12 protein-coding genes are annotated in these 19,252 nt (G+C 57.3%); 9 read left to right on the top strand and 3 right to left on the bottom strand.

Features of this window, described 5'->3' with window-relative positions:
• Positions 1–38 precede the first annotated feature (38 nt).
• Entirely contained in the window at positions 39–2,960 is a 2,922-nt protein-coding gene (locus FF011L_RS17905; protein ID WP_145352954.1) for an Ig-like domain repeat protein, read from the top strand.
• On the opposite strand, the gene FF011L_RS17910 is transcribed toward FF011L_RS17905, so the two are convergent.
• From FF011L_RS17910 to FF011L_RS17920, 3 genes are all read right to left on the bottom strand, one after another.
• Complete coding sequence (locus tag FF011L_RS17910; RefSeq protein WP_145352955.1) at positions 2,925–4,103, bottom strand: putative Ig domain-containing protein; 1,179 nt, start codon at positions 4,101–4,103, stop codon at positions 2,925–2,927. The genes FF011L_RS17905 and FF011L_RS17910 overlap by 36 nt on opposite strands.
• Positions 4,103–5,983 (bottom strand): type IV pilus biogenesis protein PilM, encoded by a 1,881-nt coding sequence (locus tag FF011L_RS17915; RefSeq protein ID WP_145352956.1) that lies wholly within the window; start codon positions 5,981–5,983, stop codon positions 4,103–4,105. Before FF011L_RS17915 ends, FF011L_RS17910 begins: the two co-directional genes overlap by 1 nt.
• A 166-nt stretch (positions 5,984–6,149) precedes the next feature.
• Positions 6,150–9,113 carry a tetratricopeptide repeat protein gene (locus tag FF011L_RS17920; protein WP_145352957.1) on the bottom strand — a complete coding sequence of 988 codons (2,964 nt, stop codon included), beginning with the start codon at positions 9,111–9,113 and terminating at the stop codon, positions 6,150–6,152.
• 212 nt (positions 9,114–9,325) lie between these two features.
• Here FF011L_RS17920 and FF011L_RS17925 point away from each other — a divergent pair, with 212 nt between their 5' ends.
• The 8 genes from FF011L_RS17925 to FF011L_RS26895 all read left to right on the top strand — a co-directional run bounded on the left by FF011L_RS17925 (position 9,326) and on the right by FF011L_RS26895 (position 18,914).
• Complete coding sequence (locus tag FF011L_RS17925) at positions 9,326–9,568, top strand: hypothetical protein (protein WP_145352958.1); 243 nt, start codon at positions 9,326–9,328, stop codon at positions 9,566–9,568.
• A 158-nt stretch (positions 9,569–9,726) separates the two neighbouring features.
• Positions 9,727–9,996, top strand: coding sequence for a hypothetical protein (locus FF011L_RS17930; protein ID WP_145352959.1), 270 nt, complete (start codon positions 9,727–9,729; stop codon positions 9,994–9,996).
• Positions 9,997–10,520: 524 nt separating this feature from the next.
• The gene (locus FF011L_RS17935; protein ID WP_391560882.1) at positions 10,521–11,525 is read left to right on the top strand and encodes an ABC transporter ATP-binding protein; all 1,005 of its coding nucleotides are present in this window, start codon (positions 10,521–10,523) and stop codon (positions 11,523–11,525) included.
• Positions 11,522–12,484 (top strand): ABC transporter permease subunit, encoded by a 963-nt coding sequence (locus FF011L_RS17940; protein ID WP_145352960.1) that lies wholly within the window; start codon positions 11,522–11,524, stop codon positions 12,482–12,484. The genes FF011L_RS17935 and FF011L_RS17940 overlap by 4 nt, the downstream gene beginning before the upstream one ends.
• A gap of 157 nt (positions 12,485–12,641) precedes the next feature.
• The gene (locus FF011L_RS17945) at positions 12,642–13,871 is read left to right on the top strand and encodes a cofactor-independent phosphoglycerate mutase (RefSeq protein WP_145352961.1); all 1,230 of its coding nucleotides are present in this window, start codon (positions 12,642–12,644) and stop codon (positions 13,869–13,871) included.
• Positions 13,872–13,907: 36 nt separating this feature from the next.
• Complete coding sequence (locus FF011L_RS17950; protein WP_145352962.1) at positions 13,908–15,695, top strand: aspartate kinase; 1,788 nt, start codon at positions 13,908–13,910, stop codon at positions 15,693–15,695.
• Positions 15,692–17,887, top strand: a complete 2,196-nt coding sequence (locus FF011L_RS17955; protein WP_145352963.1) for an assimilatory sulfite reductase (NADPH) hemoprotein subunit — start codon at positions 15,692–15,694, stop codon at positions 17,885–17,887. Before FF011L_RS17950 ends, FF011L_RS17955 begins: the two co-directional genes overlap by 4 nt.
• Positions 17,888–18,056: 169 nt before the next feature.
• Positions 18,057–18,914, top strand: a complete 858-nt coding sequence (locus FF011L_RS26895) for a hypothetical protein (RefSeq protein WP_315851694.1) — start codon at positions 18,057–18,059, stop codon at positions 18,912–18,914.
• Positions 18,915–19,252: the final 338 nt, after the last annotated feature.

Here is a 19,252-nt window from a genome sequence, read left to right on the forward strand (position 1 = left end):
CGGTTACAACCTTCATTACTTTCGTTCGACGGTTTGCAGTGCGTTCCAATCGAAATCTCGCCGATATTCTAGTGCTTTGGCTGCTGCTGAACATCGCTGGGTGCTGGACCTTAAACGCCCAGGGTACCGGTGCCACCTCGGTCAACAATCCTGCGGTTCAGGCAGACAGAAATGCACGCCCGCCCGGCGGAGCTCCGTCGGTACCGACTTTGAATTCCGGGACAGGAGAAACGGTCCGGCGATGGGATTTCGGCCGCGAAGACGACCAAGACTTTGACTTTTGGCCCGATCGATGGCAACGGCAGCAGGGCCGAGCTTACCCGCAGTACGTCCAGATTGGAATTCAAAGCGAGGATTCGCCAGCAAAAGCGCAAGCTCAGAAATTGGACGCGGCGATTGTCCCTTATTGGGTACAGCTGCGGAAATACCTCCGCAAAACGCCGCCATGGCTGCCGATGCTGGACCCTCAATGGACGCAGGTCTTGATTGCCCTGGGCGAAAGCCTGCCCGCGTTGCCACCACCCTTTCAAGAACAGTTCACCAACCAATATTTAGCGATCGTGCTAAATGGCGGCGGGGCGATGATCCAAAGTCCTCCGATCGAAGTAAGCGGGATGTACAGCTACGTCCTTGGGCTGCGGGTTCGGACAAAACACTTAAAACACAACCGAAGCTGGGCGGAGCTTCAGTTCCTTGATGCCGAAGGGCTACCGCTCTCGGTGACGACGACCCCATTGGCGGGCGGAGACAGCGACTGGATAACGCTGCAAACCCGCCCGGTGGCACCGCCCGTTGGAAGTCAGACCGCCGTCATTCGACTGAGAGTAGAACCTCAAAGTGAAGCGACCGACATTCGAGGCATCGTCGATTTTGACCAGATCCATCTACAGCAGTTTCCTCAACTGCATCTAGCGACCGCGCATCCAACCGGCCTGTTTGGGATCGGCCAATCGATCCCGATCACTGCCACGGCGATGGGTTTGCGGCACCAGACCGCTGCGATCCAGTTCAACCTACTGGACATCCAAGATGCGGTCATACGAACTCAAACGGTTCAAGTGAAGACGGTATCGGACAACCCGAATCCAACCGCGACCGATACCGCATCGGCCTATGGGGGGACGGCGACCTGGGATCTATCTCCACTTCCTCCGGGCTTTTATCGGGTTTCGGCTGAACTAATTGCCGCGGATCGCAAAGCCCTCACGACCGCGATCTCGTTTGCCGTTATTGACCAACTGCCTCAATCAGACGGTCCGTTTGGCTGGACGTTGCCGGAGGGTTCGCCTCTGGGGAATGTCCGTTCGCTTCCTGGTTGGTTACATGACTGCCACGTCCATTGGTTGAAGTACCCCTGTTGGATCAACGCCGACGACTTAAATAGTGCGGATGAATTGGCTTGGTTGGCGACTCGCGCCGAAGACAATCAAATTCGGTTCGTCGGGTTGCTGGATCAACCTCCTGAAGGGGTTGCTCCGGAAATCGATAAACGCCGCGAACTTGCCGCCGCGAACACCTTTCGCGACGCCTTGGTATGGCAACCGATCCTAGAAGCCTTGATGAACCGCCTGACGATCAAAGTTCGATGGTGGCAACTCGGCCAGGAACGGGACTTCAGTTTTCTGGGGCGAGCTTCGTTGCAAGAAACGATTAACGACATCAACAAAGGCCTGCAAGGCTATCGTGAACCGCTGAACCTTGTCATTTCTTGGCCATGGTTGGAACCGCAGCCTGCAGGCGAATCCCGCTCCTGGCGGGCCGCCGTCCGGAGTGCCTCGGTTCCTTTGACCGCCGCAGAACTGGATGCCTACCTGAACGCCGAATTTGAGGATTCAGCATCGACCAAAGCCAACGACACCTGGTTGCTCCTCGACCCGCTTCCCAAATCGGAATACGACCTAGCCACGCGAGTTCGTGACCTTGTGCTGCGGATGGCAACGGTCCAAGGGCACCCGGTTCAGGCCGCGTTCGTATCGAATCCACTGGACCGCGAAACGGGTTTACTGCGTCCCGATGGGACGCCCGACTTCATGTTACTGCCATGGCGAACCAGTTCGGCCATCCTGGGTTCCCTGCGGCGGACCGGCAGCCTGCAATTGCCAAACGGCAGCCCCAACATTGTCCTTAGCGATGGCGAACGAACCGTCATGGTTTTATGGAACATGACCCCGAGCGAAGAATCGCTTTACCTGGGCGAGAACATCCAGGTTATCGACGTGTGGGGGCGTCTAGAATCGGCAGAAACACGAACCGTAGGATCGCAGACCGAGCAAATCGTAAAGGCTGGTCCGACTCCAAAATTTGTGTTGGGGTTGGATCCACAAATCACGGCCTTTCGGATGGCGGTGAAACTGGACCGCACCTCGATCGATAGCCTGTTGGGTCGATCGCAAAGCGTCGGTGTCGAACTGGACAATCCATCCGGACAGGAACTGCAAGGGGATTTGTTACTGAAAGGGGATGCCGCCTGGGACGTTCCGCGATTCCCAACGGCGATGATGCTGCCGGGGAACAGCAAACAAACCATTTCGATTCCGCTAACCCTGCAAACGAACGCGACGACTGGAAAGAAAGCCGTCCAGTTGAAGTTCACCCTTGAGGGTTCGCCCAAACGAAAGTTCACGGTCTATCGCGACCTTCACGTCGGCCCGGAAGGGTTTGAGGTCCGAATATCTAGCCGGCTGGACGAAAACGGCAACCTTATCGTCCAAGTGGAAATGCAGAATTCCAGTGCCGACCGGATCCGCTACGACTGCTCCCTTTTCCCACCCGGACGTCAGTACCAGCGGAAAACCATTCAGGTCGCCGCCAACGAACGGGTTCGCCGCGAATTCATCATTCCCAATGGCAAATCGCTGCTGGGAAAAACCATGTTGCTTCGAGCCGCCGAACAAGACGGTCGGCGAGTCCTCAACTACACGGTCTTAATCGACCAACGCCTCGCGAGCGGCGGTAGCTAAGTTGTCATCCAGCTTCAACGTAAATCGCCGATCATCAACTTCCAGTTCGATAAACCGTTGAGTCACATCGATGACTTTACCGGTCACCGAACCGACTTCGATCTCGTCTCCGGCACGCAGTTCTAATTTTTCGCCACGCGTTCGAACCGTCATCCAAGCTTCCCACGATCCCTTGCTATAGACCAAAGCATTTAGAAACGCTTGGCTGGCTTCATCGAACGAGGCGGGTTTGGCCATTTCTTCTTTTGGAGGTTCTTCCACGGTTACCGACAGGACTTGTTCCACGGTTCGGCTTGGGCGTCCGGCGTCGGTCGCGGCAATACGCAACTTGATGCTACTCAGTTCGGTCGGCTTCCACTCGATCGACCCCGTCGATTTGTTGAAGGTAATCCCTTCAGGAATGTCGCCAAGCAATTCAAGCGAGACGGTATCGCCATCAGGATCTTCAAATTTGGGCGACACTTTTAATGTCTCTCCGAGAATCGCTTTAACATTCTGTTCTCCAGCAAACCGTGGGGACTGATTTGGAGGCGAAAAGAAGTTGCGATCAAGGATCGGATCCAAGTAATTATTCACATCGGCATCAACCAACGGGGAAAGTTCCGACGGAGGCGGTTGCTGGGGGCTCGCTTCGTTCATTGCCAAAACTTCTAAGCTCATCGACAACTGCAAATCGCCTCCGATCCCTCGCGGTTTGATCGTCATGTTGCGGATACGTTGCAGGTAGTCGGTGCGGTGAAATGCGTGCAGCAACCAAACGATCTTTTCCATGTCACCGCTCGCGGAAACACGAAAATTATAGACTCGGTACAGATCGCCAAATGCGGAATTGTTCACGCTGTCGACTTCGGACCCGGTCACTCCCGATGCCTCCATCAACATCAGCAACCAGTCGGAATACTCGCTGACGGCACGATCGGGATCCGAAGGCAGCGACCTTTCGACAAACCTCGCCATCTGTTCTCGCGAAGCGAATCCCAAACGATTCATATTGTTCGCGGTTTCGATTTCGTTCGTTAAACGGGCAATTTCAGTGTCGCGGTCCGCACGTGCGGTCCGAAATCGATTGATTCCCCATTGCAGCGTGATCAACAGCAGGACACCACCGACAAGGATGGCAAGAAAACGTTCACGTTGAGTCATTAGAGTGCCTCCGGCGATGGGGTACTTGTCGCGTCCGCTGCATTCGCCTCGGATTCAGCTGCGGGAGCAGGAGTGGCACTGTCTGGAACGACTTCACGATTGTCTGGATCCGCTGAACTTTCAGAAGCCGCATCGGCCGGAGCCGCGTCCGCTTCGGTAGTTGTTTCAGCCGGAGCGGCCTCCGTAGGAACCGCGTCCGCCGGAGCTGTCGGTTTCGCGTCGGCAGGAGTATCGGCGGGCGATTCAGGCACTTCAGCTTCAGTTACTTCAGGCTCGGGCTCCGCGGATTCGGGCTCAGGCTCCGCTGGCTCAGCGACTTCAGTGGCCGGTTCCGCAGCGGGCATTTCCGCTTCCGTGATTTCCGTTTCCGTTTCGGCTTCTGGCTTAGAATCTTCCACCGGAGCCGGTTCTTGTGGCGTTTCGTTGCCGTCGTTCTGAGCTGCCTCATATCGCCGGATATCCCGCATGCTGCGAACGACGTCGGGTTCAATGACAATCTTGGTGTCATCAAAAACCCAACCATAAACGGCAGCGGAGGGTTCTTCCTTAGCACCTTGCCCGATGACTCGATGTTGTTCATCGGTCAAAGTACGTCGCAGTTTATCCAGGACCGACGGCTTCGTGACTCGCCCTGAGAGCGTTAATTCGCCACCTTTCTGGGCAGGCGAATTCATTGCGATATTGGTCAGCAACATCTCTTCGGCGGGGGGGACGGTTTCAGCAACCCGCTTTAATTCCTGAAGCCAAATCACATTTCCATCAAGAAACGAATCGACCCTTTCCGCTCGACTGATTGCCACTTCCGACTCTTTGACAAGCGGCTCCAGGGCGGTCAATTCGGTCCTCAACGATCGTAAAGTTGCGTCGCGGCGATTGAGCGAAGACCACGCTCCAAACCCAGCAATCAGGACCGCAGCAGCGGCGGCGGTTCCATACAGCAGATAGCGTCCGCGTTGGCTTTCGACTGCGGGACGTTCACGCGGATTACGGAAGTCGATCAGCAGCGGGCTGCCCGACTCGTCAAGATCCAACAAACCGACCAGCGGTGCTAGCCGACCGACATGGGAATGAGCGGTGGGTTCGCCAGCGACAAGGCTAAAAGGATCGAGGGTTTCTACCTGCAATCCAATCCGCTGGGACAATTGTTGAATATCCTCTGCGTGATCTTCTTTTCGTCCCCAGATAACGATCCGTCGCTCGGCCGGGTTCCCGTCTCCGCTTCCCGAAGCCATCACACTGCGGCGAACTTCGCCAGCCAGGGCGGCAGGTCGGCCCGTTGGGTCGGCAGGCAGCCGAAAGGATCGCACAAAAACAGGTTTGCCACCGCGAAGAATCACGATGTCGGCATCGTCGGCCAACAGGTCGACCAAGACGACCTCACCTTCCGACGGCTGACGCTTGGCGAACAAAGCGGCCGCGGCGAGCGGGCGCAACGCCATTCGCTCGGGTGTCGAATGATCGACTTCAAAAAGTTTGTCGATTTTGTTTAATTGATCGGGCGCCATGGCGGCGGCAACGACTTCAACGCCCGTGCTGTCGGAACGAACGGGGACAAAGTCAATGATCGCTTTCTCTCCGGCAGCCGCAAAATCACGGATCGCTTGGAAGCGGACCATGTCGGGCAGTTCTTCATCCGGCACAGGCGGAAGCGTCAACGGGCGAAGCTCTGCCTTGCCACGCCCAATCGTGATCAGCACTGGCAGCTTGGACAGCCCCAGATCAGCACAGGTGGACTGGAGGGTTTTCGCAAATCCCCCCTGTTCCTCCGCCGCGATCGGGACAATCACCGTGTTGGTCACCGTCACTCCATTGGCGGACGTTTTTCCGACCACCATTCGCAGTTCGGTGGCGTCCCAGTCGATCGCTATTTTTTTCGGCATGGATGGTAACTAAGAAGGATTCGCGAGCGGTTCGCAACAAAAAGAATTCGTACTGCCGAAGCTAAGGAATCAGCCAGCGGCAGGTGCCCCTATCATATATCGAACAATGGAAACCGTTGGAGGTTTCGCAAAACCCCCTATTTTAACGAATTCCATCGCAAAAAGGCTAGGGTTTCTTGGCAGCCGCCGGGTCTCCCACTCCGCCAAACAGCATATAGCCACTCCAAAACAACGGCTGATCACCGGTCAATGACTCTCGTTCGGCATCCCCGCTACTTAGCAGCGGTTCGGCCGCAGGATCAAATTCGGCCCCCCGCAACAACCCAACGGCTCGTCGCCAAGCCGAATCGACTCCGCTAAACGGGACCTCTTGAGCATACTCTTTTAGCAGCAAGCCGGTGGTTTCGCCCCCAACAGGCCAACGGGACAGAATCAGCTCGGGCACTCCGGCCGCGTGCATTGCCAGCGAGGCGAGGAACAATTCTTCTCCACCGCTTGCTTGAGCCTTCGGAGCACCGGTTCGAAACCCGGCCAGGAACATCGACTGCTGCGGCGTCCAAGGGAAACGCAGCCAATCCGCAAGCTGTCCCCCGGGCATCCCCTGGTCGAATTTCCAAGGGCTGTAGGCATAAGGGGTTGGCGTTACCGAAGGGGTCACCGCGGCGGCCACGATTCCGTGCCGCACCATCAATCCCATCCATTGGCCGGGCATTGGCGTTTCGCCAGGCAGGTTAATCGCACCTTCGACCGAATCCAACAGATCGGTGACCAGTTCATCGTTCCGTTCCACATCGGAGGGAGCAAAAAATCTGTCTGCGTAAATTCCGACCGGAGCTTCCGAATCGACCGCAGGAAGTCGATGAACGGCAAGCCCTGGAGTGGGAGCGTAGCGGATCTTCACCGCATCCCCCAAAATCCGGCTTCCTTCTCGATCGGCCGGCAACAATTCAAAAGGGAGATACCAAAGGGCACCGGTGGGGACAATGACCAGGCTTTCAATCCCTTCCAGACTTTTCAGGTCAGGCACCAATCGCTCGCCCAGGGCGGCCGTAAGGACCTTCCAATCCTCTTCGCTTTCAGGCAATTGGGCCGTTCCGCCGCGACGCCGGACGACTCCGATCGCCTGCATGACTCTAGCGACTTGTCCTGGCAGCACTCGGCTGCCGGCAATCGGCCAAACGATTGCTTTGTCTTTTGTCGCCAACACGCCCACCAGATCAGGGCCGGCGGGGATGAACGCCAAAACCGCCTCGCCCGCTGGCATCGATTCCAGATCGCTCTCGCCCAACAACGGAATCGGAAACGCAACGGGGTACTCAAATCGCTGCAGTCCTGCGGTGTAGGCCGCCGATTCGGCGCTTGCCGACAACTGCCGGAGGGCAGCGGGATCTCCGGGCAAAGGAGCAAGATTGATTTGACGCAGCCTAGCAAGAGCCGCCGGTGGCGTTTTGCGAATCGCTGTCCCATTTTCATCCAACGCTTTGTCCGGTGCGGCCGCCAACCAGCGAGCCTGAAGGACTCGGCCATCTAAGGGGAGACTTGCAGAAAACTGTTGCTGAGCTTGAACATCGCCACGCACCAACACGTCGATAGCGGAATTCCTTGCAGCGGCGGCTCGAACCCAACCGGCCATCGCGACACTTCGGTCTCCGGCAATGAAGCCGAGGGCATCGACCGGATCCTGACGCCAAACCGAAGTTGCCGGCGGTCGAATGTACTCTTCCAAAAGTGCTTCGGCCGTCTTGCCTCCGAGTGCAGCGGAGCGGGACGCCGATTCGATCAGCCGCAGCTGGTACAGACGTGGAGTCGATTCACTGGGTCCGCGGCGTGCGGTAAAACCGACCAACGCCTGGATCGCCGAATCGCTCGCCGCCAAATTTCCTGCCGCCGCGTTCAGCCGAGCGTTGACGTATTGGTGATAGGCCATCCGCCGCGGCAGATCCAGGTGTCGCAGCGAATGCATTTTTAAAGTTGTCTGAAAGGCCTCGGCAGCTTCGGCAGGCAGACCGGCGTCCATCGCCGACTCCGCAGCAACCGAACCGATGCGAACACTTGCCAGACGCGAATCTCTAGCCAAAAGCTTTGCCGCCGAAATCGACGCCTGGTACAGTTCTCCCGCCGAAGCGGCTGGTTTGACTCCGGCAGCGATCTCAAAGGCTTCCGCCGCCCATTCCGGTTGCTCCAGCATCGAAGCCGCGGCGGCGGCACGAAGGGCCAACGGATAAGCCGCTTCAGGATGCTCCCCGGCGGCCATATTCCTGGCGGCACTGCACAACAAAATCGGCGTCATCGCATGGACTTGGCCACCTGGAAGCATTGCGGCCCCGGCGGCAGAACCTGCCGCGTTGGGTCCTGCACCGTTTGTCAAAGCCGCGACCGCTTTGACGCTGCGGATCACCGCTCCCCCCGTGACTCCGGTCGAAGCCGAAGGATTTCCGATCGCGTCGATCGATTGCCGCAGCAATGGTTCATCGATCGCCAACGGCCCCAAGAGGACTTGTCGGCGGTAATAGACCATGCCCAAGGCCCGCAAAATTTCAACCGCATCGATCGCCTGTCCGGTGGTCGTCGTGCTGACGCCCAACTGCCCGTCGGGCCCCGCTCCGACATTTTGGCTCGTCATCGAAATAGGGACTTTATTGGGTGTGTAGGCAGGAACCACGGGCGGCCCCGTCCACCAAGGGGCTCGATTTATGTTCGAGCGAACCGTGGAATCCTGAGCGGCTGGCCACTTCAACGACCCAATCCAGCCAGAAAATCGCTGACTGATCCTTAAAGCCTGATCCAATTGCTCATGAGCCGCACGGAGATTTCCGGCCTCGTAATAGCACTCTGCCAACATTGCATGCGACGGAATCGCATCGATCCAGCGTCCCTGACGATCCTTGCGAGCCCGCGACAGAGCCATATCAAAGCCCTGAATCGCCTCTTTTAAGTCGCCATCGCGATAGACCGACAACGCCATGTAATAGGTTTCGGACGGGTAGCTACGCTGTTGGCCAGCAACAGGGACCTGCCCCTCCGCTGACGGGGATACCAGCGACAACACTGCCAGTGTCCAAACGAACAGCAGGCCCTTTGAGTCCCGAAACCAGTTGCGATCAGGAACGGCTAAAGCGAAGAAACGCACAGTGTTGAACTCCAAATACGAGTTCCCATGATGCCGAAATGGCTTGGGAAGAGGACCAGAGCATTCATTCTATCTGGTCAAACCCAACCGCAAATCTTTTGTCTTCCGGTTAAACGCCACTACTCATTTTTTTGGTGGAATTAGGTGAAGGTTTGCCGGTTGTGCCGCCGATACCAATCATAACACTTGAACCGCTAGCCTGTGGAATAACGATGACTGGTTCTCACTTGAAAAACATACTTCGCATCAGCCTCTCGACCTCCCTATTAGGAGCCGTCGTGATCGCTTCGACCGGTTGCCAATCGTCCATCAACGGGCAAACGCTTCCGAGTCCGTATTACCTGCAGGACGACGTCCAGTACTTCCCTGCGGGACCTGAATTTAAGCTTTCGAGAGAAGCGGCCGCACTGCGAGCTGCCGAAGCCGAAGCAAAACTGCAGGAAGACCGACGCTAACCAGCGATCGGTTCAGATAGATTGCAGGGAAGAGATCGATCCAGCCGAACGGCAGAAACGCCGGGAAATAAAACCCCGGCCAGCTCGCGCACCGCCGGGACCTACGGATCGAAGCGCTTCCTTGAAGGCTCGCTACCATTTTTCGACGGTTTCCATCGATGCGTACAACGATCGCCAATCCAGCGGGGTTCATCCCCGGCATAACGGATCAAGCGAAAGCTGGACGTCGGTGGCAACGCACCCTGGCGGTCGCCGCACTCTTTGCGGTCGTCAGCGGATGCAGCTTTGGAAAACCTGCAACGCCTCCGGGAATCCCGCAGGCCGACGGTAGCTTCTCGTACCAAGCCGGGCCCGAGCATCCTCTGGTCCAGCAAGCCAACGCAATTCGCCAAACGACCCAAACCGCCAAAAACATACCTGGGTCGTAATCAACCGTCGCAAGCCCGATGCAACCGCTTTCTTCGCGGATTGTCGCCTTTCGCTGCGCAAAAGAACGCCCCGCAAAACATCTTTCGCGGGGATGCGAAATCGATAACGGACGGTTGCTGTCGTGCAGCAAAGGATTCTAAATTCCTAAGTCGCTGCCGCAACGGTCTATGATTTCGGCAGCTGTCGGTTTCCGCCGGGGCAAGCGCAAAAACGGAACTCTTTCGGAAGCCTGTGGGCTAGAAGCAACGACGCAACTCATTCCAATCCAAGCGGGGCGGAAGCAATCCGAGCCGGTTCGGAACCAGATTTTCGTCACGTCCCGAGCAAAAGACGACAAAGTCTCGACAAAATCGACAGCCTGCAAGCCATCCGGCAATACCTCAAGCAAACAGCACGCGCCCACCCGCCCCTTGTCCCCATCACTACCTGGCTTTCGACAAACGGCTAGGCATCTGGCACAGCCCCTTGCTAGGGTGCTACGATTGGTTTGTCCTGAAACGGACTTTTCTCGCAATCGCTCACGTTGACTGCCTCACCTGTGCCGCATCCCCTTGTTCATGATTCGACCGCTTTCGATCCTGCGGAAGCGATTGTTCACACGATCGGCTTGAGCAAGCGATACGGCGACTTTGATGCACTTCGCGATTGTTCGCTAAACGTGCAAAAAGGGGAGGTATTTGGACTCCTGGGGCCAAACGGAGCCGGCAAGACAACCCTTCTGCGTTTGTTGCTGGGCTACCTATTTCCGACCGCCGGAAGTGCAACGATCGGCGGACTGGACGTTTCGAAAAACAGTGTGGCCGTTCGCCGACTGGTTTCCTACCTGCCTGGCGATGCCCGTTTGCCGCGGCACATGCGTGGGCGTGGAGTCCTTGAATTTTTTGCCGAAATGCAACCGGCCGGAGATCTTCAGCGTTCCCTCAAAATCGCCGATCACCTGGAATTGGAACTAAAACGCCGAGTCGCGTTTATGTCGACGGGAATGCGGCAAAAACTGGCCCTCGCGATTGTGATGGGAGCCCGCACGCCGCTGCTGATCCTGGACGAGCCAACGGCGAACCTGGACCCATCGGTCCGTGGCCTGATTTTAGACATGGTCGCGGACGCTCAATCGGAAGAGCGGACGGTGATCTTCTCGTCGCATGTGCTTGCTGAAATCGAGCAGGTCTGTACCAAAGTCCTCTTTTTGCGCCGCGGGATCATCGCCCATCGCCAACGCTTGGACGAACTGAAACAACGTCACCGGATCCTCGCCCAATTGGAACCGAATACCTTGGAGCCTTCCTTTTCCGTACCCGCGGAACTGAAGGGGCAGGTCGAAATCAATACGTTTACTCCCCCCGCAGAACCGAACACTCGCTGGGTTCGCATGGATACGGCAGGCGACCTGACGCCACTCTTGCCCTGGCTGTCCCAGTTGCCGCTTCAACGGATGCGGATCGAACCGCTCGGCTTGCGTGCGATCTATGACGAAGTCCACATCGGATCGACCGTTGAGAATCCCCCCTCAACCGGAGGATCGCAGTGATCGACCGCGTCCTCTGCAAGAAGTACGTAGGCCAGGCATCGCTGCTGTGGCTGGCATGTGGCTTGGCTTTGTTCGCCTTTGCCTGGATTCGGGTGTGGGTGGTCAGTTTGCTGGACATGCAGCAATTCGCCACGATTTTGAAACAGTTCCGCGATTTCGAAAAATACTCGCCGATCCCTTTCGATCAACTGATCACCTACCCGGGACGTATCGGCGCCACCTTTGACGAACCGATCATTATGGTCTGCATCGTCGTCTGGAGTGTCGCGCGAGGATCGGATGTGGTTAGCGGCGAACTGGGACGCGGAACGCTGGAAATGTTGCTGGCCCAGCCGATCAGCCGAACCCGATTGCTGCTCTCGCATATCGTCGTGTCCACGCTGGGACTGCTCGGTTTGGTCTGCGTGATCTGGTTGGGAATGTGGATCGGGATCGCCACCACCGTTTTTGAAGAAACGGTCCCGCAGGCAACGATTCGAATCCCCTTTATTAACTTCGAAATCCCGCTTGAGAACAAAGAGCCTGAAACGATATCGGTCACGATGTCCGATCGCGTCGACGCCGGCGTCTATGCCGCCAGCGTGGTCAATCTGTTCGCTTTTGGATTTTTTGTGCTTGGGCTGAGCACTTTGATGAGCAGCTGGGACCGATACCGCTGGCGAACGATTGGATTGGTAATCGGTTTCTATGTGTTGCAAAGCGTGATGTATGGGCTGGGCAAAACGACCGAAAAACTAGCCATTCTTCAGCAAATGACTTTTTTGACCTGTTACCGACCGCAGCAGTTCACGGTCCTCGCCGGGGATCCAACCGGGGCAGGGGTGTGGCGTTTCCAGGCGACAGGAGACGAATTTTTCGGACCGATGGTCTACCCGCTGATCTTGATGGTCTTGGGAACGATCGCCTTTGTGTTGGCTGACAGGATCTTCAACCGGCGTGATTTACCGGCCCCGCTGTAGGCAGATGCGGCTGTCGAACCGCTGGGCAAGTGCTAGGCGGAAACCGCCTTCCCCCTTACTCAAGCGTCGTTTCCAAACGGTCGGGGGCTTCCTTTTCTAAATCCCTTCCGTTTCCATATCCATAGCGTTACACTTCTTCGTTTTCTTCGAGGCCGCGATGAAATACGTCATAATCATACCGGATGGCTGTGCGGACGAACCGCTAGAAGCCTTGCAGGGACAAACCCCGCTTCAGGCTGCAAAATTGCCAAACATGGACGCGATCGCTGCGGCTGGAGCCGTCGGACGCGCCAATAATACGCCCGCGCATCTGCCCGCAGGGAGCGAAGTCGCCAACCTATGCCTGCTAGGTTACGACCCCGATGTCTATTTTACCGGGCGTGCTCCGCTAGAAGCCGCCGCCCAGGGGATTGAACTAGGGCCTGACGACTGGGCCGTTCGCTGCAATCTGGTCACGATCGAAGACCAGATAATGGTCGATTTCACCGCCGGGCACATCTCCACGCCCGAAGCGACCGAACTGCTGGCGCTGGCGCAAAAAGAATTGCTGAAGGATTACAAAGGCCCCGGCAAATTTGAATTCGTCCCGGGTGTCAGCTACCGAAATCTGCTGATCTATCGAGGCGAAGCGGGAACACCCCCTCCGTTTTCCAAGGAAACGCGAACCAGCGCTCCTCATGACCTGACGGATTTGCCCGTCACCGACGATTTCCCTCGCGGCCCCGGCAGCGCGTTTTTGCAACGCTTGATGGACGACAGCGGTGAACTATTCCGCGGTTCAAATGTGAATCAGAAACGGATTCAGGAAGGCAACAGCCCAGCGACCAACCTGTGGCTGTGGGGCCTGGGCAAAGCACCGCAACTACCGTCGTTTCAGTCGCGGCACGGTGTTTCCGGAGTCATGATCACCGCAGTCGATCTACTGCGTGGGATCGCGGCACTGGTTGGCTGGCCACGGATCGAAGTCGAAGGAGCGACCGGATACCTCGATACCGATTACGTTGCCAAGGGCAAAGCGGCTGTCGAAGCTTTGCGTGATTACGATGTGGTTTGTGTTCACATCGAAGCCCCCGACGAAGCCTCCCATGAAGGCCGTCACGATGCGAAGATCGAAGCGCTCCAGCAGATCGATCAGCACATCGTTGGCCCGCTGCGTGAAGCGTTGTCGGCGGCAGGCGAGCACCGAATTTTGGTAACGCCTGACCACCCAACGCCATGTGGCACCAAAAAACATAGCCATGGAATGGTTCCCTTTGCGATCTCCGGAACCGGCATCACCCCCGATTCAGCCTCCACCTACGACGAAGTGTCGGCAGGAAACAGTGAGTGGTCGCTCGCTGCTGGCTGGGATTTGATGGGTCAATTCATCGTCTCCAAGTCTCGCTAGTCCAACTTTGCACCTCCTTTCACCGCAGTCCTTCCGATGTCGTTGATTGTTCAGAAATTTGGCGGAACCAGTGTCGCGGATACCGACAAAATTCGTGCTGCCGCGCGCAAAGCCGTCCGAGCCCAACAACAGGGGCATCAGGTGGTGATGGTCGTCAGTGCGATGGGTAAAAACACCGATGTGCTGGTCAGCCTTGCATCGGAAATGAGCGAAACGCCGCCGGCTCGTGAAATGGACATGTTGCTCAGCACGGGCGAACAGGTCAGCGTCGCGTTGGTGGCGATGGCGATCCACGGCATGGGTGCCAAAGCGGTCAGTCTGACCGGTGGGCAAATTGGTATTCGGACCGATAACAGCTTCACCAAGGCGCGAATTCAATCGATTTCGACCGCTCGGATCGAACGTCTTTTGGACGAGGGAAATATCGTCATCGCGGCGGGATTCCAGGGGATCGACGAAGATCTAAACATCACCACCTTGGGACGGGGCGGCAGCGATACCACGGCCGTCGCACTCGCAGCCGTCCTCGGCGCGGAGACATGTGAGATCTATACCGACGTCGATGGTGTCTACACCACCGACCCACGCGTCCTCCCCGAAGCCCGACATGTCGGCGTCATCAGCTATGACGAAATGCTTGAATTGGCCAGCCTGGGGGCCGGTGTCATGCACAGCCGCAGCATCGAATTCGCCAAAAAATTCGGCGTTCCCATCCATGTTCGCAGCAGTTTCAGTGACACCGAAGGGACGATGATCGTCGCCGAGCCCGAATCGGCTTCGGCAAGTGTCTGCGGAGCCGCGTTGACTCGCGACGAAGCCCGCATCACCGTCCTTGGGGTTCCCGATGTTCCAGGAACCAGCCTGGAAATCTTTTCGGCGATCTCCGACCGTAAAATTGCGGTTGACATGATCGTCCAAAACATTGGGAACGACGGCCGCACCGATATCTCCTTCACCGTCCAGCACAGTGATCTGGAATCGACCCTCCAAGCCGTCTCCGCTGCGGCGACTCAACTGGGCGCCGTCGGCATCACCCACGATGATCAAGTCAGCAAGGTCTCGGTGGTTGGGTTGGGGATGGCGGTACAAACCGGCGTCGCTCATAAAATGTTCCGTGCACTCGCCGATGCGGGGGTCAACATTCAAATGATCACCACCGGCGAAATTAAAATCTCCGTGTTGGTTTCCCGTGACCAAGCAAGCAATGCCTTGCGAGCGGTCCACCAAGTTTTCAAATTGATGGATCAACCGGCGGAACGAAAATCGTGGGCTCAGATCCGCGCCGAACGACACGAAAAAGCAGACGTCAACACGCTGGTGGCTCGGCTGCAAAGCGATGCACTGGAAGAACTAACCCTGACCGGAATCGACGTGATGCCGAATCAGGCTCGCGTCACGTTGCGCGGCGTCCCCGATACTCCGGGAATCGCCGCAGACATGTTTGAATCGGTTTCCGAAGCGGGTGTTTTCATCGACATGATCGTACAGGGCATCGATGGCGAAGACGGCCGCACAAGCGTCAGCATGACGATCCCCGAAAAAGATCTAGACACCTGCTTGGAAGTCGCCAAATCGCTGATGAAACGGCATGGCCTTCGCGATGTCCAAGGTGGCGAAGGGATCGCAAAGGTCACCGTCAGCGGGATCGGCTTGCGCAGCCATACCAACGTCGGAACGATCATGTTTCGCGCCCTTGCCGGAGCCGACATCAACGTGCAGATGATCAATACCAGTGAACTGCAGGTGAACACGGTCATCGACGGCAAGAAGGCACAAATTGGTCGGGAACGGTTGTCCGCCGCATTCCAGGAAGCCCTCCGGTGACCCACAACGCCGACAACCCGCTTCACGGTTCGTTCGGCGACAAGCACGATCTGCAGCCCGCCACTTCGCGTTCGATTCGGACGATGTTGGTTCGCTTGCAACCCGCCGGCGATCTGATTCACTGCGGCACCATCCATGACCTGGCGCCAGCACGACTACAACCGGTCGTTGTGCAAACGGGTGAAGGGGTTTGGATCGCCGACTGGCTCTCAGAAATCCATCCGGATCAGACCTCCGCAGAAAACCCTCCGGAACTGGCAGGCGAAGTCCTTCGCCTTGCTTCAGAGGAAGACCAGCAAAGTTCCATCGCCGCCGAAGGTCTGGCACTTCGGCTACATGACGAAGCGACCGCGGTGCTGGCGAATACGTCGTTGCCGATCGTCCTGGTTGCCACCGAAGTCGATCTGGAACATCGCTTCGCAAAACTTCGCTTTTTGGGAAAGCCACACGAAGCCCTCGGGCCGCTGGCCGATCAAATCGCCCGCCGTATCGATCTTCAACGCGTGCAATGGGTTTCTCTCCAAGACCCGTTGGGTGCCCCCGGTGACAATGCGTCAGGAGCCCCTTCCGGTCAACTTCAGGCCCTGCCGGATCGACAGGAAAAAGAGTTTTGGGATCGCTGGGATACCGTTACTTCCCCCGGGCCTTTGCTCGACCATGCACTCGGCAAATCGTTTCGCGTCGCCGCTGGAAATCGCGGCTGGTATCAACAGAAGCGGCGAGCCGCCAATCCCGCTGGACGGCACATTCCGGCCGGCCGAAGCTGGATGGTGCGGATCCGCACCGCGGCCGGCGGAATCCTTGCGTCTCAATTGGTACAGCTGCTTAAATGGGCCGAGGAATATGGGGACGGAACGCTTCGCCTAACCATGCGTCAATCGATCCAGTTGCACGGGATCGCCGGACAGTCCTCCGATGAACTCATGCAAAAGTTCGGCGACCACCTACTCAGTACGCTGGGCAGCTGCGGCAACAGTGTTCGCAATCTGACCTGCTGCCCCTTGCCCCCAAGCGACCGGGAAGGGTTCCGCGCTGCCGAACAAGCGGTGCGAGATCTAGCGATTGGACTGGGAAACGATTTTCTTCCCCGCGGCTCGGCTTTTGAATATCGCTTTTCCGAGCAACGATCGACGCCGGTGTCAGCATCGCCCAAACCTCCCCCCGCCACAGAATCGATTTCACAACTGCCGCATAAATTCAAAATCGGAATCGCGTCGGACCACCACGACTGCGCGGACGTTTTAAGCAACGACCTGGGAATCGTTGTGCGGACGGCAAGCTTTCATTCGGATCGATTTCAAACGGGCGCACCCTCGGTCCCATTGGTCGATTTGTATGTTGGAGGATCGACGTCCTATCGTGCCGACGACAACCGCTCCTCGCCGCAACTAGCGTTGTGGCTGGGGACCATCCCGCTGGAAAAGGCTTCCCAGGCAACCGAAATGCTGCTGGGGATGTTTGCCCGCCGAAGCCTGGATGCGTCCCGGCATTTCCAGCGATGGAAATACGTCGTCCAGCGAACCGGCATTCCGATTCTTGTCGATCAGTTTCGGCAACAAGCGGGCGATCAGATAGACCTTGTCCGAGAAAGTCCCCCAGCCTTGCCCCGTCCTGGACGGCACCCCGCAGAGGTCCGCGCTAGCAACGGGCAGACTTGGCGGCGATGGCATTTTCCCTGTGGCAGGATCTACCAGCATGATTTGCCCACACTACAGCGATGGGCCACCGAATCGGCCCCGATCCGCGTCGGCACCGATCACGACTTGATCGTTCGCTCCCGGATGACCGATGGCGCGATGCCGCTGCCTCCAATCGCCGACCGAGCTTGCCCGGCGATGCCAACCTGCCCGCTGGCGGTCGCTCCGGCCGAAACGGAATGGAAAGAATGGTCCACGGCAGTCCAACGGATGGCTGAGGAAGCTGCAATCGGCCCTCTTCCATTCGCGATATCGGGCTGCAGCAACGGATGTTCACGACCGCTGACCACTGTTTTGGGGGTCATCGCGGAAACCCCCAAGCGGCGAGCCGTTTTTTTGGGAGGGACGCCGACGCGGCTAGGAACGCGGGTCGGGCAGGTCAATTCGCCGGCTGAACTGGTTCAACTGATCCGCCCTTGGTTGCTCCGTTTTCACCACGAAAGGTTGGATGATGAGGATTTTGCGGTTTGGTTTTGGCGGATCGGCCTCAAATGAGACCGAAAGAGTGGAATCCTGCCCACGATAACAAATATTTTTTTGGAGTTTCCCAGTCAATTGAGTAGGCTGGAAGCAGAGTCACTGATATTTTCGGATCCTGTCCATGGTTCTCAGTGACGTTTCGCACGGTGAGTGTTCTCAAAGGAACAGGTTTAAAGGTCCCCACATGGCTATTTGGAATTTTAGTGTCTCGTCGCTTCGCTGGATCGCACCGGCGCTCCTCCTGACAATGGGACTCTCTTTGCAGGCGAAGGCGGAACGTATCGACGCAGAAGCGGTCGCTGAAGTCGAATTCTTCAAGGCCATGGACGCTGGTGAAATCGATGTCAAATTCATTCCCAATGGCGCTGAAAAAGCCAATCTTGTCGTCAAAAATCTGACCGACAAACCGCTCCAAATCCAGCTTCCCGAAGCCTTCGCAGGTGTCCCCGTTAACGCTCAATTCGGCATGGGCGGAATGGGTGGCGGCATGGGCGGAATGGGCGGCGGCATGGGTGGAATGGGCGGCGGCATGGGTGGAATGGGCGGCATGGGTGGCGGCATGGGACAATCCATGGGCGGCGGCATGGGTGGAATGGGCGGCGGCATGGGCGGAATGGGTGGCATGGGCGGAGGAATGGGCGGTATGGGCGGCGGCATGATGCGAATCCCCCCTGAACGAACCATGAAAGTTGCCCTCACCACCGTTTGCCTCGAACACGACAAACCAGAACCACACGCCAAAATGGCCTACAAAATTGTCCCGCTGGACCTGGTGACCAAAGACGAACGCGTTACCGCGATCTGTAGCCTGCTGGGACGCGGACAAGTCGCACAAAACACCGCTCAAGCAGCCGCGTGGCACCTCACCGACAACAAAAGCTGGCAAGAACTTGCGGCCAAGAATCGAATTGAAAGCCGGTACACCGGAACCGTCCGATTCTTTTCGCCGATCGAATTGCGTCAAGCTGCCACCGTCGTCAACTACGTGACCGCCTACGTCAACGACCAATCGAGCGTCGAACCTTCGCAATCTCCTGAGTAGAAAACGAAGACAATTCAATCGCGAAAAATCGAAACCCAGCGAGTGGTAAACACCCGCTGGGTTTTTTAATGCCACCTACGTACTGGCACCTCCGCGCTCATCCGCCGATTGCTTCTTTGCCCTCAAATCGCCGCATGACCGAGGAGGTGCAGCAAATGAGAAACTTTCGAATGCCTGGCCCTGGGCTGCCCCGCCGGTGTCACTTTCGCGAAGCGGAAACCACAATCGCGAACCAAACGAACCGTAGCGGTGGAACATGGAATTGGGAACGCCGCTTCCAATCCCCCCTCTGATCGCACATCGATGTGCGTCCTATTCGCCGAGAGGGTTTCCCGGCA

The organism is Roseimaritima multifibrata, assembly GCF_007741495.1.
In the GTDB taxonomy this organism is placed as follows: Bacteria; Planctomycetota; Planctomycetia; order Pirellulales; family Pirellulaceae; genus Roseimaritima; species Roseimaritima multifibrata.

Bases quoted from the DNA above. Each gene is read 5' to 3' on its own strand.
- FF011L_RS17930 (WP_145352959.1), top strand. From the start codon at position 9,727: ATGCGTACAACGATCGCCAATCCAGCGGGGTTCATCCCCGGCATAACG.
- FF011L_RS17950 (WP_145352962.1), top strand. From the start codon at position 13,908: ATGTCGTTGATTGTTCAGAAATTTGGCGGAACCAGTGTCGCGGATACC.
- FF011L_RS17925 (WP_145352958.1), top strand. From the start codon at position 9,326: ATGACTGGTTCTCACTTGAAAAACATACTTCGCATCAGCCTCTCGACC.
- FF011L_RS26895 (WP_315851694.1), top strand. From the start codon at position 18,057: ATGGCTATTTGGAATTTTAGTGTCTCGTCGCTTCGCTGGATCGCACCG.
- FF011L_RS17910 (WP_145352955.1), bottom strand. From the start codon at position 4,103: ATGACTCAACGTGAACGTTTTCTTGCCATCCTTGTCGGTGGTGTCCTG.
- FF011L_RS17915 (WP_145352956.1), bottom strand. From the start codon at position 5,983: ATGCCGAAAAAAATAGCGATCGACTGGGACGCCACCGAACTGCGAATG.
- FF011L_RS17945 (WP_145352961.1), top strand. From the start codon at position 12,642: ATGAAATACGTCATAATCATACCGGATGGCTGTGCGGACGAACCGCTA.